This window comes from Paenibacillus sp. FSL H8-0259 (genome assembly GCF_037963255.1).
Lineage (GTDB): Bacteria > Bacillota > Bacilli > Paenibacillales > Paenibacillaceae > Paenibacillus_AQ > Paenibacillus_AQ phytohabitans.
Map to the genome: position 1 here is coordinate 2,489,102 of NZ_CP150147.1, position 15,609 is coordinate 2,504,710.

At 52.2% G+C, this 15,609-nt stretch carries 13 protein-coding genes; 12 read left to right on the top strand and 1 reads right to left on the bottom strand.

The window, feature by feature from the left end; all coding sequences use genetic code 11:
- The first annotated feature begins 37 nt into the window (after positions 1-37).
- The 3 genes from NSU01_RS10520 (at position 38) to NSU01_RS10530 (ending at position 3,505) form a co-directional block, all read left to right on the top strand.
- On the top strand, positions 38-313 hold the full coding sequence (locus NSU01_RS10520; protein ID WP_039307843.1) for an HPr family phosphocarrier protein: 276 nt from the start codon (positions 38-40) through the stop codon (positions 311-313).
- Positions 306-2,018, top strand: coding sequence for a phosphoenolpyruvate--protein phosphotransferase (gene ptsP / locus NSU01_RS10525; protein WP_076242716.1), 1,713 nt, complete (start codon positions 306-308; stop codon positions 2,016-2,018). The genes NSU01_RS10520 and ptsP overlap by 8 nt, the downstream gene beginning before the upstream one ends.
- Positions 2,019-2,377: 359 nt before the next feature.
- Positions 2,378-3,505, top strand: a complete 1,128-nt coding sequence (locus NSU01_RS10530; protein WP_076242717.1) for a response regulator — start codon at positions 2,378-2,380, stop codon at positions 3,503-3,505.
- Positions 3,506-3,518: 13 nt separating this feature from the next.
- On the opposite strand, the gene NSU01_RS10535 is transcribed toward NSU01_RS10530, so the two are convergent.
- On the bottom strand, positions 3,519-3,863 hold the full coding sequence (locus NSU01_RS10535) for a helix-turn-helix domain-containing protein (protein ID WP_042135329.1): 345 nt from the start codon (positions 3,861-3,863) through the stop codon (positions 3,519-3,521).
- Between the two features lie 168 nt (positions 3,864-4,031).
- On the opposite strand from NSU01_RS10535, the gene NSU01_RS10540 reads away from it, so the two are divergent.
- The 9 genes from NSU01_RS10540 to NSU01_RS10580 all read left to right on the top strand — a co-directional run bounded on the left by NSU01_RS10540 (position 4,032) and on the right by NSU01_RS10580 (position 15,608).
- Positions 4,032-4,970, top strand: a complete 939-nt coding sequence (locus NSU01_RS10540) for an aldo/keto reductase family protein (protein ID WP_042140941.1) — start codon at positions 4,032-4,034, stop codon at positions 4,968-4,970.
- Between the two features lie 29 nt (positions 4,971-4,999).
- Positions 5,000-6,022 (top strand): SDR family oxidoreductase, encoded by a 1,023-nt coding sequence (locus NSU01_RS10545; RefSeq protein WP_042135331.1) that lies wholly within the window; start codon positions 5,000-5,002, stop codon positions 6,020-6,022.
- A gap of 175 nt (positions 6,023-6,197) precedes the next feature.
- A complete protein-coding gene (locus NSU01_RS10550; RefSeq protein WP_039307858.1) occupies positions 6,198-6,857 on the top strand; it encodes a class I SAM-dependent methyltransferase in 660 nt (219 codons plus the stop codon).
- Between the two features lie 100 nt (positions 6,858-6,957).
- The gene (locus tag NSU01_RS10555; RefSeq protein ID WP_076242718.1) at positions 6,958-7,425 is read left to right on the top strand and encodes a YfbM family protein; all 468 of its coding nucleotides are present in this window, start codon (positions 6,958-6,960) and stop codon (positions 7,423-7,425) included.
- A 34-nt stretch (positions 7,426-7,459) separates the two neighbouring features.
- Entirely contained in the window at positions 7,460-8,488 is a 1,029-nt protein-coding gene (locus tag NSU01_RS10560; RefSeq protein WP_339303050.1) for a CapA family protein, read from the top strand.
- 183 nt (positions 8,489-8,671) lie between these two features.
- A complete protein-coding gene (gene galA, locus NSU01_RS10565; RefSeq protein ID WP_076242719.1) occupies positions 8,672-11,050 on the top strand; it encodes a beta-galactosidase GalA in 2,379 nt (792 codons plus the stop codon).
- Positions 11,051-11,149: 99 nt separating this feature from the next.
- Positions 11,150-12,871: a sensor histidine kinase gene (locus NSU01_RS10570; protein ID WP_042135338.1), complete on the top strand. Its 1,722-nt coding sequence runs from the start codon at positions 11,150-11,152 to the stop codon at positions 12,869-12,871.
- 63 nt (positions 12,872-12,934) lie between these two features.
- Positions 12,935-14,494, top strand: a complete 1,560-nt coding sequence (locus NSU01_RS10575; RefSeq protein WP_076242720.1) for a response regulator — start codon at positions 12,935-12,937, stop codon at positions 14,492-14,494.
- Positions 14,495-14,681: 187 nt separating this feature from the next.
- On the top strand, positions 14,682-15,608 hold the full coding sequence (locus NSU01_RS10580; protein ID WP_042135342.1) for an ABC transporter permease subunit: 927 nt from the start codon (positions 14,682-14,684) through the stop codon (positions 15,606-15,608).
- Position 15,609: the final 1 nt, after the last annotated feature.

Here is a 15,609-nt window from a genome sequence, read left to right on the forward strand (position 1 = left end):
CTGAAACCAAAAACTATAAAGAGAGTTGGAGAGAAGCATGCAAACAACATTCAGAATTATCGACGAAGACGGAATTCACGCGCGTCCGGCCACGGCGCTGGTCAATACAGCTACCAAGTTTAAGGACACTGAAGCCTTTGCTGAAGCAAAGGGTAAGAAAGTTACTTTGAAATCCATTCTCGGTGTATTGTCACTCGGACTGGAAAGCGGCGATACCCTGACCCTGATCACTGAAGGCGGCCAGGAAGCAGAAGCCCTTGGCGCACTTCAGGATGTAATGATTAAAGAGGGCTTGGGCGAGCTCAATGATTAAGATTTCAGGCATCGCGGCTTCTGCAGGTATTGCTGTTGCTAAAGCGTTTATCCTGAAGCATCCGGACTACACGATCACGAAGACCGCCATAAGCGATGTGGAGCTTGAGATTGTCCGGCTGGAGAGCGCCCTGGAGATATCCAAGGGTGAATTGGCGCGGATTAAGTCGCGTACACTGGCAGAGCTGGGAGAGAAGAAAGCAGAGATTTTCGAATCCCATCTGCTGATTCTGGAAGATCCGGAGCTGATCAGCCCGGTGATGGACAAAATCCGTGAGGAAGCTGTTAACGCGGATTATGCGCTGCAGGAGGTCGCTAACCAGTTCATCGAAATGTTCGAGAATATGAAAAGCACCTATCTGCAGGAACGTGCTGCCGACATGCGTGATGTAACCAAGCGTGTGCTGAACCATCTGCTGGGAATTTCCTATGTCAGCCCGGCGGAAATCAGCGAAGAGGTTATTGTAATTGCTGAGGATCTGACGCCTTCAGATACAGCACAGCTTAACCGTAAATATGTAAAAGGCTTCACTACCAATATCGGCGGACGTACCTCGCACTCGGCAATTATGGCCCGTTCCTTGGAAATACCGGCAGTCGTTGGAACAAAGCATGTAATGTCTGAGGTGAAAGCCGGAGACCTTATCATTGTAGACGGGTTAAGCGGAGATGTGCTGGTGAATCCCGGCGAAGCTGAAGTAGCCTTGTACATAGCCAAGCAGAAGGAGTACGACCTGCAGATCGCAGAATGGAAAAAGCTCCGCGAAGAGCCTACGGTATCCGCAGACGGCAAGCATGTAGAGCTGGCAGCCAATATCGGTACGCCGAATGATGTTGCAGGCGTCATTGACAATGGTGGCGAAGGTGTAGGCTTATACCGCACAGAGTTCCTATACATGGGCCGCGACAAGCTGCCTTCCGAGGAAATTCAGTATAATGCCTACCGCACCGTGCTTGAGAATATGCAAGGCAAGCCGGTTGTTGTCCGTACACTGGATATCGGCGGCGACAAGGAGCTGCCATACCTGGAGCTTCCGAAGGAAATGAATCCCTTCCTCGGGTTCCGCGCGATCCGGCTCTGTCTGGACCGCCAGGATATCTTCCGTACCCAGCTGCGTGCTTTGCTGAGAGCCAGTGTGCATGGCGATCTGCGCATCATGTTCCCGATGATTGCCACTCTGGGTGAATTCCGTGCAGCCCGTGATCTGCTGCTGGAAGAGAAGGCTAAGCTGCGTGAAGAAGGCAAGGCAGTATCGGATCAGATTCAGCTGGGTATCATGGTTGAGATTCCTTCTACTGCGGTACTCGCAGACCAGTTCGCGAAGGAAGTGGATTTCTTCAGTATTGGGACGAACGATCTGATTCAATATACTATGGCTGCTGACCGGATGAATGAACGGGTCTCCTACCTGTACCAGCCGTACAATCCGGCCATCCTGCGTCTGATCAAGAATGTAATTGATGCTGCTCATGCAGAGGGCAAATGGACGGGAATGTGCGGCGAAATGGCCGGAGATGCCACAGCTATTCCGCTGCTGCTGGGTCTGGGCCTCGATGAATTCAGTATGAGTGCAACCTCCATCCTGCCGGCACGCAGCCAGATTGCCAAGCTGTCCGCGGCGGAGATGAAGGAGCTGGCTGCCAAGGCACTGCAGCTGGGTACTGCTGAAGAAGTCGCTGCACTGGTGCAGGCTATTAAGTATTAAGTATTAAGTTTTAAGTATTAAGTATTTTCGCTTGCTGATGCTGTTCGTTTTTGAATCCACTTTTTCCAGTTCATTGTTGCCGGCATTCTCTTAGTGGAATGCCGGTTTTTTTCTGTTCAGACAGGATATGAAATCAATGATTTACAGCCTTATTTGCGCATGATAAAATGTTTATAAATCACAAATTATTCAAATTTGCAATGAAATACATCATATAGATTGGCTGTTCATTAACCGGGTGTCCTCTAAGTGCCGTTTGCTGAGGGCACCCTTTTTCTTGGATTTCTTAGCTGTCTGCCAGACATCACAGCTCATTTCATTGGGCTATCCGTATTCGTGAAGCACACTGGAGGATTAGGATGATAAGAGCGGTAATTATCGATGATGAAAAACCGGCACTGGATGTGCTCCATTACCTGCTGCAAAAGGATGGACGGGTAGATGTAGTCGGGGCATTTCAAAGGCCTAAGGAGGCACTGGAGCAAATACGGGTGCTGCAGCCGGATATTGTGTTCCTGGATATGGAGATGCCGGTGATGAACGGTGTGGATCTCGCAGGAATACTGCTGGAGAGCTTCAGGGATCTGGAGGTTGTTTTTGTGACTGCACATGATTCGTATGCCGTGGAAGCCTTTCGGATTGAAGCCCTGGATTATTTGCTTAAGCCGCCGACACCTGTGCAGCTTGACCGGGCAGTAACACGCTATCAGAAGAAACGGCGGCTGTACGGAGAACAGATGATGCCGCTTAAGCAGGCAAGGATTGTCAGCTTCGGGGGGTTCGATGTGCTGAATGCGGGCGGCCGGGAGGATACGGTCAAATGGAGAACCTATAAGTCCAAGGAACTGATGTCCTTCCTGTTTCTGAAAGGGCCGGCTTACGTTCCCAAAGGCCAGATTATTCAGGCGCTATGGCCGGAGTGCAGTGACGTGCAGGCTAACTCCAATCTGCATACCACAATCTACAAAATGAAGACTGCACTCAAAAAAGCGGGAATCCATGTGGAAATTCATTTCAAGGGCGGGAGCTACCGGATGGAGATTGCCGGTGCTGCCGGGGATTTATGGGAATTTGAGGATTTTGCCAGGTCGAATCCTCCCTTGACCCCGCTTAGGGTACCCAAATATGAATATATCTTGGAGCTGTATCAAGGTGAGCTGTTCGCGGATGATGATTATTTATGGAGCAGCTCGAAGAGAGCGGAGATGCTCGGATTCTACGTGATGCTGTCGAAGAGGCTGTGCAGATACTTTATCGCGGAGGGACGGTTGGAGGAGGCTATGCACCGGGTTCATCTGCTGCTGGATAAATCACCGCTTGATGAAGAGGCGCATGAGCTGCTGATGGGAATTTATTTCCGCCAAAAAGACCGGATCAGCCTGATCCGGCATTATCATGCGATGAAGGAACTGCTAAACTATGAGCTGGGGCTTGAGCCGAAAGAATCGGTAAGGCAGCTGTACAGTGAAATGCTCTCTAAACAATAGCTATGGGCTGGGCTCAGGTCCATTTGGCGGACCACAGCTTCATTTCATGAAGGATCTGATGCAGATCCGCACCTTTGGGGGTCAGAGTATATTCCACAGTAACCGGAACGGTCGGGTAGACGCAGCGTTCCAGTACACCATGATCTTCAAGATGTCTCAGGGTGCTGGTCAGCGCGCGCGGGCTGATGCCTTCGATATTGCGCTGCAGCTCGCCGAAGCGTTTCGTGCCGCCCTGCAGCTCTCTCAGCACCAGGAAAGCCCATTTTCCGGCTAGTACCTCCAATGTTTTTTCTATGTTGCATTCAATAGAGACGGGATTCTTAGGGATGTAATTACTGGCAGAATTGGCTGCTTTCAAGGGATTTCCTCCTGTTCCAAGGCACTATACCAGAGTATAGCAACTATACTGGATGACATATAATAAACTATTTTTCACTTCTTTCTATTATATACAATCTGTTCTAGAATGAACATGTGTATGGAGCAACCGGTTAACAGGGCCGGATTCAGAGAGGAGCAAGGATTCATGAAATACCGCAGATTAGGTGGAACCGGACTTAAAGTCAGTGAGATCAGCCTGGGAAGCTGGTTGACCTACGGAGGATATGTAGAACAGGACAATGCCGTTAGAGCCATTGAAACCGCTTACTCCCTGGGTGTTAATTTTTTTGATACGGCTAATGTGTATGAGAAAGGGGCAGCGGAAAAAGTGCTGGGTGCTACCTTGAGCAGCTATCCGCGCGAATCCTATGTGCTGGCGACCAAAGTATACGGCGTAATGGGTGACGGTCCCAATGACCGCGGCCTGTCCCGTAAGCATATTACCGAGCAATGTCATGCCAGCCTGAAACGGCTGGGTGCTGAATATGTGGATCTGCTGTATTGCCACCGGTATGATCCGGAAACGCCCATTGAAGAGACGCTGCGGGCGCTGGATGATCTGGTCCGGCAGGGCAAGGTGCTCTATGTAGGCGTAAGTGAATGGACTGCGGCGCAGATGGCCGAGGCCCTTGCGGTTGCCGACCGGTATCTGCTGGATCATATCGTGGTCAACCAGCCGATCTACAATATGTTCGAACGTTATATCGAGAAAGAGATTATTCCGCTGGGCCTGCGCAAAGGGATCGGACAAGTCGTATTCTCGCCGCTGGCCCAGGGGCTGCTGACCGGCAAATACAGCTCGGTCTCCGATATTCCGGAGGATAGCCGGGCCGCTAAGCTCGACTGGATGCGTAAAGGAATCACGGAGGAAAAAATCGCCAAGGTTCAGGAGCTGGGCACGATTGCCGCTGAGCTGGATATTTCTGTAGGTAATCTGGCGCTGGCCTGGATTCTGCGTCAGCCTAATGTAGCCAGTGCCCTGGTTGGCGCCAGCCGTCCGGAGCAGGTGGAAGAGAACGTGAAGGCTTCGGGTATCGAGCTCACCGGGGATGTATTAACACGGATTGAAGAAATTATCGGCTAAATTACCGGCTAAGAGAGGAAGGATGCAGGATGAAGGTTCTATTTATCGGAGGTACAGGACTCATCAGCCAGGCCGTATCCCGGCTGGCAGTGGAACGGGGAATAGAACTTTATCTGTTCAACCGAGGGGAGCGGAGCAGCTTCGTGCCGCAAGGCGCGCAGGTGATTCAGGGTGATATCCGCGATAAGGAGAAGTCGGCCGAGGCGCTGAAGGATTACGAATTCGATGTGGTGGTGGACTGGATTGCCTTCACACCGGAGCATGTACAGACGGATATTGCCTTATTTACCGGAAAAACAAAGCAGTACATCTATATCAGCTCCGCTTCCGCTTATCAGAAGCCGCAACGTAATTATCTCATTACTGAGGAAACGCCGCTGGTGAATCCGTACTGGCAGTACTCCAGGGATAAGATTGCCTCTGAACAGCTGCTGCTGGAGGCGTATCAGAACAGCGGCTTCCCGGTTACGATTGTCCGTCCATCCCATACGTATGGAGACACGGCCATTCCGGCGGCACTGACCAGCTGGAGTAATCCATGGTCGCTGGTGGAACGCATCCGCAAAGGCCAGCCGCTTGTTATTCACGGCGACGGCACCTCCCTATGGACGCTGACGCATAATTCCGATTTTGCCAAAGGGTTCGTCGGGCTGCTGGGTCACCCGGAGGCGATCGGGGAAGCGATTCATATTACCTCTGACGAAGTGCTGAACTGGAATCAGATCTATGCTGCTATCGGCGAGGCCGCAGGCAGAGAACCGAAGGTTGTGCATATCTCTACCGACTTCATCGCCGCGAACACACCGCCGGGGACGGCGGATGGGCTGATTGGGGATCAGGCAGTGAGCAGCGTGTTCGACAACAGCAAGATCAAACGCCTTGTTCCTGATTTCGAAGCAACCGTCCCCTTCGCCGGAGGGGTGAAGCGCTCGGTCGCCTGGTTCGAAGCTCATCCTGAATGTTGCACGGTGGATCAGGATTGGTCCAAGATGCTGGACGGACTGATTGCGAGGCACGGCGTGGATGCGAAGCTGATCACGTATTACGTTTAATGAGAAGAATAGTATCAGCTATGATTTAATAGTAGAAACAGGTGCCGTCCTTAAAGGGAGGGTGCCTGTTTTTTTGTGCAGAAGCGGCGGGTCCGTTATTCCGGGTATAGCATGAAATGCGGATTCGTGAATATACTCTCACTACCGAAATCCCCTCATAAAAGGAGTCCTGGTCATGCCGACACATCCATATGTCTCCCGTTTTTTTGTGAATACCGATGCACGCCGTGAGAAGCTGATTTATGATTTGCCGGAATCCTGGTGGAGCCGTCCCTATGAATACGAATGGTGCACCAACTTTATTTCACCGCATGATGTGGTGCTGGATGCCGCCTGCGGAATATCCCACCCGCTTAAATTCTACCTTGCCGGCTATAGCGCAGAGGTCTTCGCCTGTGATATTGATGCCCGGATTCTGTCACGGGAAGCGATTATGCAGGATATTGCCGATGATATCGGAGAATTGGCAGCCCAGCAGGTGCAGGCCAGAAGAACGAACCGGCTGCATCTGACCCAGGCGGATCTTACCGCACTGCCGTATGAGGATGAGAGCTTCGATACGATTTTTTGCATCTCGGTACTGGAGCATCTGTCCGTGCAGGATTCTGTGCTTGCGGTGCGGGAATTTCACAGGACTCTTAATGGAGAAGGTCTGCTCGTGCTGACCTTTGATTATCCGACCGTGAACCTGCCGCGGATGAATGAGATTCTGCTCCAGGCCGGATTTCAGTATTGGGGCGAGACAGATTTCAATCTTCCTGCAGATGCGGTGCATACCGATCAGTGGGGCGGCCTGAACTGCTTCCGGGCGGTGCTCAAGAAGGCGCAGGGTTAGTCCCAGCGTAGAACGGTAGAGGTATAATCCCCATCATTTGGTTGTTTCCTTCCGGTATAGTAGAATAGGCACAAGACGGAAGAGAGAAGGAGACAACTTCATGGGGATGATTGGTAACTACATCACTGTAACTGCGGAGCTGCTTCAGGCCATCCGGGATGAAGAGATCAGTCTGCACGGAATCGAAACTAAGCTGGATATCGATAAGGCCTGGCAGGCGCTGCACTATACACTAAGCGGCGGGGGTACAGAGGAAGATTCAGCCCTTGGAGCAGTTGTGCCAATGAATGGCCAGCATTATGCCGGCCACTATTCCGATGCCGAGGTATTTGTGATGGAGCCGGAACAGGTGAAAGAAACCGCTGCCGCCCTGGAGGGAATAGAAGAGTCGTATATGCGGGAACGGTATCAATTCCGGCAGATGCTGGACGAAGGGGTTTATCCGCTGGTGGATGATGATGAACCGGAAGAGTTTTTTGACTATATGTATACGTATTTCACGGCTATGAAAGAGTTCTACCGGACCGCAAGCGCTGATCAAGCGTATGTAGTATTCTATATCTCATAACCCATTTGAATTTGTGGAAAAGGAGCCAGACAACTTGCGCAGATACGCCATTATAATTATGATTCTGCTCCTATTAGTACCGGCTGCGGGTCTCAGTGCCGAAGGGGCTGCTCCGCAGGACAAGATTCAGCTTGCTTTTGCCGGAGATATTCTGCTGGACGGTTTTGTCGGCGAGCAGATTGCCAAATACGGGGTCAATTTCCCGTTCGTCAAAGTGGCGCCAGTGCTGCAGAAGGCCGATCTGGCTTTTGCCAATCTGGAGACACCGGTCTCGGTGCGGGGAGACGCCGCCGAGAAAATGTTTGCCTTCCGCTCCAAGCCGGCAGCATTGGCCGGACTGAGCTACGCCGGAATTGACGGAGTATCGCTGGCGAATAATCATATTCTGGATTATGGACAAACCGCCATGCTCGACACGCTGATCCATCTGGACAGAAATAAGATCGGACACACCGGGGCAGGCGCGAATATACAAGAGGCTTTTAAACCTTACATTAAGACGGTCAAAGGCAAGCGGATCGCCATGCTGGGCGTAAGCCGGGTATTGTCTGACCCTTCCTGGTATGCAGGCAAGAACAGTCCGGGTGCAGCTTCCGCCTATACAGCGGAGCCTCTGCTGAGTGCGATTAAGCAATCAGCCAAGGACAACGATTATACCATTGTCTATATTCACTGGAATCAGGAGTTCAAGGACTACCCTGAACAGTATGCCCGGACTCTGGCGAAACAGATGATCGACAGCGGGGCAGATATTATCCTCGGAGCGCACAGCCATTGTCTGATGGGGATCGAATATTACAAGCATAAGCCGATCTACTATTCGCTGGGCAATTTCGTGTTCAACCGCTCTACACGGGGCGGGGACAAGACGCTGCATTCGATGCTGGTCAACTTCACGGTCAGCAATTCCGGGGTGACGAGCAGTATTACTCCGGTCAAAATCATTGGCGGACAGCCCAATTTCATGGGTGAAGCCTATAACAAAGAGACCTACAAGCTGCTGAATGAGCTCTCCTTCAATGCGAAGATCACAGCGGGCGGAGCGGTCAGCGAGAAGCTCTGAAGCAACAGGGAGAGCTGAGGATATACTTCAAAAGCCCGGAGAAGCAGACTCTTCTTCGGGCTATTTGCATTGGAGCCAAGTCATATTCATTTTGTGCTATTCATTATTAGCATTGTACTAACGGCGTAAAGCTAATCTACTCTACAATATGAATATTAGTTCATCAAGGAGGTTTTTGCAGAAGTGAGAACGGGAACCGTTAGAACCAAAGTCAAGTTTGATGAGAACTGGGGCTTTTATAAAGGGGAGCTCCAGATTCCTTATGCAGTCAAGGGTGGAATGACAGGCGGTATTACAGATACGGGTGCTCTCCGGGAGGGGGAGTGGCTGGATATTGCTTTTAATGATAAAGGAATGGGTGAGCAGCAGCTGGAATGGACCGCACTCAGCCTGCCGCATGACTGGTGTGTGGAGCAGCAGTATGTTCCGGATGAGATGCTTGGCGCAAGGGACGGCAGCCATGGTTATCTGCCGGGCGGTACAGGCTTCTACCGCAAAACCTTCGAGCTTCCTGCAGACGCTGCAGGCAGTAAATGGACGGTACGCTTTGACGGAGTATCGGGCACCAGCACGGTATGGGTTAACGGGCATCTGATCGGCTCGCATCATGGCGGATATATAGGGTTCAGTTACGATCTGTCGGATGTTCTCCGCTATGGCGGGGAAGGCAGTAATGTCATTCTGGTCAAAGTAGATGCTAGCGAATGTGAAGGCTGGTGGTATGAGGGCTGCGGCATTTACCGTCATGTCTGGCTGGAGAATACGGACCGCCTGCATGTAGCCGAGTATGGAACCTATATAACGACACCGGAAGTGGCCAAAGAGCAGGCCGTAGTCAACATCCGCACACGCCTCCGCAATGATTATACTGAGTGCCTGCCGGTATCGCTGCGCACGGTGATTTATGATGCTGATGGAATGCAGATCTGCGCGCATTCGGCGGATGCCTTTGCGGACTGGCATGCTGAGACGGAGATTGAGCAGAGCTTTGAGGTGAAGCAGCCCATGCTCTGGGATACGGAATCGCCGTATTTATATAAGGCGGAATCGACTGTTATATATGAAGGGAAAGAGCTAGACCGGTATGATACGGTGTTCGGCGTCCGCAGCCTCCGCTTCGATGCGGAGGAAGGCTTCTTCCTGAACGGAGAGCCGCTGCTCATCAAAGGGACATGCAACCATCAGGACTTCGCCGGGGTCGGCGTAGCGCTGCCGGACAGCCTGATCGAATACAAGCTTAGACTGCTGCAGGAGATGGGCTCCAACGCCTACCGCAGTGCCCATCATCCGCCGACTCCCGAGCTGCTGGATATGTGTGACCGGATGGGGATACTGGTGATGGATGAGAACCGCAAGCTCGACAGCAGCCCGGATGGCCTGAGCCAGCTGGAGCGGATGCTCTACCGGGACCGGAATCACCCCTGTGTAATCATCTGGAACCTGGAGAATGAGGAGGTTCTGGAAGGTACCGTGACAGGTGCGCGGATACTGAAGACACTCGCGGATCGGACCCGCCGGATCGATCCGACCCGCCCGACCTCTGCGGCGATGAACCATGGCTGGAACGAGAATGGATATAACGATGTGGTAGAGATTACCGGCTACAATTATGGACACCGGGACACCCATAATATCGACATCCGTGACCACGGGCTATATCCGGAGCGGCTGATGATCGGCAGTGAATGTGCCAGTTACACGGCAACCCGGGGAATCTACGAAGATGATCCGGTCAAGGGCTACTGTTCCGAATACGGCACGAACATTCCTTCCTGGGGCTGCACTCCGCAGCAGGCGTGGAGCGATCTGGTGAATCACCGTTTTCTGACCGGCGTCTTCATGTGGACCGGATTCGATTACCGGGGGGAGCCGACCCCTTATCTGTGGCCGTGCATTAACTCGCATTTCGGGCTGATGGACACCTGCGGGTTCCCCAAAGACAGCTATTACTATATGCAGGCGGTGTGGAAGGAAGAGCCGATGGTTCATGTGCTGCCGCACTGGAATTGGCCGGGCTCGGAGGGGAAGCCGGTTGAGGTGCGCGTATTCTCCAACACCGAGACGGTGGAGCTGAGTCTGAACGGCAGAAGTCTGGGCGAACAGCAGGCAGACAGAACCGGGTATTTATCGTGGGAGGTCATCTATGAGCCGGGTGAGTTAAAAGCTACCGGTAAACGCGGCGGCCTGGCCATTGCCGAGAAGGCTGTAGTCACAGCAGGCCAGCCGTACCAGATCGCGTTGTTCCCTGACCGGCTGGAGGGCCGGGCGGATGGCTGTGATACGATCCCGGTCCGCGTGGCTGTCCTGGACAAGCAGGGTTATGTAGTTCCTGCGGCCGACAACGAGATCCGGTTTGAAGTGTCGGGAGCCGGAGGGCTGCTCGGCGTCGGCAACGGCAATCCAAGCAGCCATGAGCCGGACAAGTCTCGACTGCGGCGTGCTTTTAACGGCTGGTGCCTGGCCTTGATTCAGGCGTCACCGGAAGCGGGCTCCATCCAGGTACGGGCAGTGTCCATGGGACTGGCCTCTGCGGAAGTGGTGCTGCAGGTGACTGCGGAATAATCATAAGGCGCGAAGTGAACTTGTGGAGCGGCTATTTATTTCCGGCGGGTGGAACGATAATATATAAATAACGAATTCCATGCAGAGGATGTCCCGCGAATGATGCCTAAACTGAAGAAATACATGCCCTTCACTTATAAAATGATGATACCCTACCTGCTGCTGGTCCTGCTGACCGATGTGTTCATCGGCTACATTTCTTATTCCATGCTGACTGATTCGAGAACAGAAATGGCTGAGTCCAACATCAAGACGGGAATGGAGCAGGCAAGGAACAATATCCGCTATCAGATGGATGAAATTCAGCGGATGTCGGACAACCTGTTCGGCAGCCAGCCGTTTCAGCGTGCGCTTGAGCAGAAGGGGACACCGTTTGAGATCTATCTGACTATGATCGATGAGATTGTTCCCCAGATCACTGCACCGCTGCAGCTGTTCGGGAACAAGATCCGCTTCATGCTCTATACCCCGAACAGTGATCTTAATATTGTATCGGGCGATAATCTGGATGAGCCGATCTATGACAGCGATTATTATATTCTGCCCTTTGAGGATATCACCGACAGCGAATGGTACCTGTCGCTTAAGGATTCGAAGCGCGATAATCTATGGCTGCAGATTGATACCGACCAGAAGCTGGGTAATCTCTCCCACGTCCGCAGGCTGGTCAACTTCAGTGATTACAAAACGGTGATCGGCTATGTGCGCATTACAGTCTCCCTGGAGGATCTGTTCGGCGGCTTCGATACCTTCCCTGTGGAAGAGGGGATTACCCTGCGGCTGGTTGAACAGACTACAGGTTCGATTCTGTTCCAGCGCGGAACCGCCAATTATGACGATGGCCGGCAGAACTTCCTCAGTCTGCATGAGCAGATTCCGGGCAGTAATTTCGTTATTGAGGCGCTCGTCCCGCAAAAGTATCTGACCCAGGATGCCGGCCGTCTGCGCAAAGTCATTATTGCAGCCTGCTCGCTCAGCTTCCTGGTCATGACCCTGATCGGCTACGTGGTGGCGCGTATTTCCGGGCGCAAGATGAGCCGGATCGTAGGTTTGGTCCGTTCCTTCCAGGAGGGTAACTTCCAGAAGCGGATCCGATTCTCCGGCAATGATGAATTTGTGCAGATTGCGGACTCCTTCAATGATATGGCCGCCAATATTCAGGGGCTGATCAATAGTGTATATGTGCAGGGGATTCAGAAGAAGCAGGCGGAGCTGGAGGCGTTGCAGGCGCAGATCAATCCGCATTTTCTCTACAATACGCTCTCGACGATAAGCAGCCTGGCCAATCTGGGCGAAATCGGCAAGGTCACGGAGATGGTCCAGGGCCTGTCACGTTTCTACCGGCTGACGCTGAACCAGGGCAATGTGTACATTGAACTGGAGAAGGAACTGGAGCAGGTGGCGACTTATCTGGAAATCCAGCGGGTCAAATATGCGGATGCCTTCACTCTGTATGTTGATGTGGACGAGGAGATTATGCAGATGCAGGTCATTAAGCTGCTGCTGCAGCCTTTTGTGGAGAATATATTCAAGCATGCCTGGTTTGGCGAGTCCATTGCCATCCGTCTGACAGGCCGGAGGGTCGGTAATAGTATTGAGCTGAAGATTATCGACAATGGAATCGGCATGCGTCCGGAGGTCGTTAAGAAAATGATGCAGGGCAAGGGACAGTCCGGCGGTTACGGGGTGAAGAACGTCAATGAGCGGATCAAGCTCAGATACGGTGACGCATACGGTGTGACGATTGCCAGCTTCTATGGAGGAGGGACAACTGTCCAGCTGCTTCTCCCTGCCGGGGTTCAGGATCACGAGGACCTGTGAGGAATTTCGCTGACCGGTTACGGGGCAGAGCATCTTGTACAAACACAGGAGGAAATGATTGCGATGAGTATCAATGTATTGCTGGTAGACGATGAAGCTGTCGATCTGGAGTGGCTGCGGCGCAGGGTGCTGGCAAGCCCGCTCGATATTGCAGTAGTAGGAACGGCGAACAGCGGCTTTAACGCGCTTAAGATCATGGAGCAGGAACGGGTTGATATTATCCTGTCAGACATACGGATGCCCATTATGACCGGAACGGAATTTGCACGCAGGGCTAAGGTCATCCATCCCAAGGTCAAAATCGTCTTCATCAGCGGCCATGAGGATTTCAGCTATGCGAAGGAGGCTATTGAGATCAATGCCTCCGGCTACTTGCTGAAGCCTGTTGAAGATAAGGATTTGTACGACATGCTGGACTCCTTGTGCGCAGCTATGGAGCAGGAGAGGGAGCAGAACCGTTCCTTCAGCGAAGCCTTGTCCCTTGTGAACAAGGAGCTTATCCTGCGCTGGTTCGAAGAACCTTCGCCTGAACCCGCTGAGCCGCATCTGCGCAGTGCCCTTACCCCGCTTCTGGTGAAAGGGGCGGCGGCTGCATTTGTCGAGATCGATGATCTGGAATGGAAAATGCGTGATCTGTCCGAGGAGGATGCACGCGTGAAGACGCGGCAAATGGCGGGCTTGATCAAATCCTTCGTAGAGGATGGGAAGCTTGGCACGCTGATTCCTGTTCATCATCACCGGTTTGTCATTCTCTGCAGCCTCCCGCAGGACAGCTTCATGAACCTGCTGGACGAGCTAATCCGCAAGATGGCAGAGTCTTCACCCTGTACGCTAACCGTTGGTGTCGGACGTTATGCCCAGGACGAAGCGGGACTCCACGAATCCTACCAGCAGGCACAGGCTGCCCTCAGCGCGAAGTGGCTGCTCGGGAAGAACCGGCTGATCCGTGATAACATGGAATCTTCGCCGCGCGGGACGCCGGGAGCCCGGATGGAACAGACTGTGGTGAAGCTGCTGGAGGCAATCATTCAATATGATCTGGTGGCCATTGACGACCAGCTGCTGGAGCTGTTCACGAGTGCAGGCAAGAAGGATGTCTATGAGCTGATCATCCGCATCACCTCCAAGCTGCATGCGGATCTGCAGCAGCAGAACGAGAATCTGTATGAGCTGCTGCAGTGGGAGTCGCATCAGCCGGATATTCTGTTCCAGTTCGAGACAATTCACGATATCCTGTCCTGGATGCGGCGCAGATTCTTCGAGCTGTCGGAGCTGCTGTACGTGAAGCGGCAGCGGCAGAAGCGTAAGCTGATCGATGAGATTATGAACTATGTGGAGGAGAATCTGGAGAAGAAGATTACCCTGAAGGAGGTAGCCGCCCATTTCGACTTCACACCGAACTATCTGGGTTATCTGTTCAAGGAAGAGTACGGGCTTCCTTTCAGTGAATTCGTGAATGAGCGCAAGACCGGCCGGGTCTTCGAGCTGCTGGGAGATCCGACACTCAAAATCTATGAGATTGCCGAGCGCATGGGCTACAAGAACATTATCTATTTCAACCGGCAGTTTAAGCAGATCACAGGCATGACGCCGGGAGAATACCGCAAGAAACAGAAAATATAGCCTGCCAAACGTTGCCAGTCCGGTTATTACAACCGGGGGCAACGTTTTTTTGTTTTTGGGGAATGGTATATATTAACCGATCGTTGAAAAAGTATTACTTTTAGTTGCTAGGCCTAATCCACACCAGGAAAGCGCTTCTTTATAATAAAGCTATAGAGAAAAGGGATTGATGGAAAGGGGATTCAAGATGAAACAGAAACAACATGGATTCTGGGATGATGTGAAGAAGTACAGATCCTTGCTCCTCATGCTTGTACCGGCGGTATTGTTCTTCCTGCTTTTTGCTTATATACCCATGTCAGGCATTATACTGGCGTTTAAGCAATACGACTACACCGGCGGGGTCTTCGGCAGCCCATGGAACGGATGGGATAACTTCAAATTCTTCTTCAATTCCGGTGACGCCTGGCGCGTAACACGAAACACGGCGCTGTACAATATTGCTTTTATCGTTGTGAATAACGTGGTTCAGATCTTTGCGGCGATCCTGCTGTTCGAGGTTGCCGGCAAATGGTTCCGGAAAATTACTCAAACGGTATTGTTCCTGCCTTACTTCATTTCCTGGGTTGTGGTTGGTGCCATTGCCTACAACCTGTTCAACTTCGACGTTGGTACCATTAACGTATTGCTCAAGGGACTCGGCATGCAGCCGGTGGACATCTATAATACCGCTGCCTACTGGCCGGTAATCCTGGTGGTCGTATCCGCGTGGAAGACGCTGGGCTATGGTACAATCATGTATCTGGCGGCGATCACCAGCATTGATACCGAGATGTATGAAGCGGCTGAGATTGACGGGGCGAATATTTTCCAGCGGATTATGAAGATTACGGTTCCGAACCTGATGCCTACAGTGATCATTCTGGTGCTGCTGGCTATCGGTAACGTCTTCCGCGGGGATTTCGGGATGTTCTACAATATGGTCGGCAACAACGGCCTGCTGTTCTCGTCAACCGACGTCATCGACACCTTCGTGTTCCGCTCACTGACCACTTCCAATGAGATCGGAATGTCCGCTGCGGCCGGCTTCTATCAGTCCCTGCTTGGTTTCGTAACCATCATGCTGGCTAACTATGCCGTACGTAAATACGATAAGGATCGTGCTCTATTCTAGG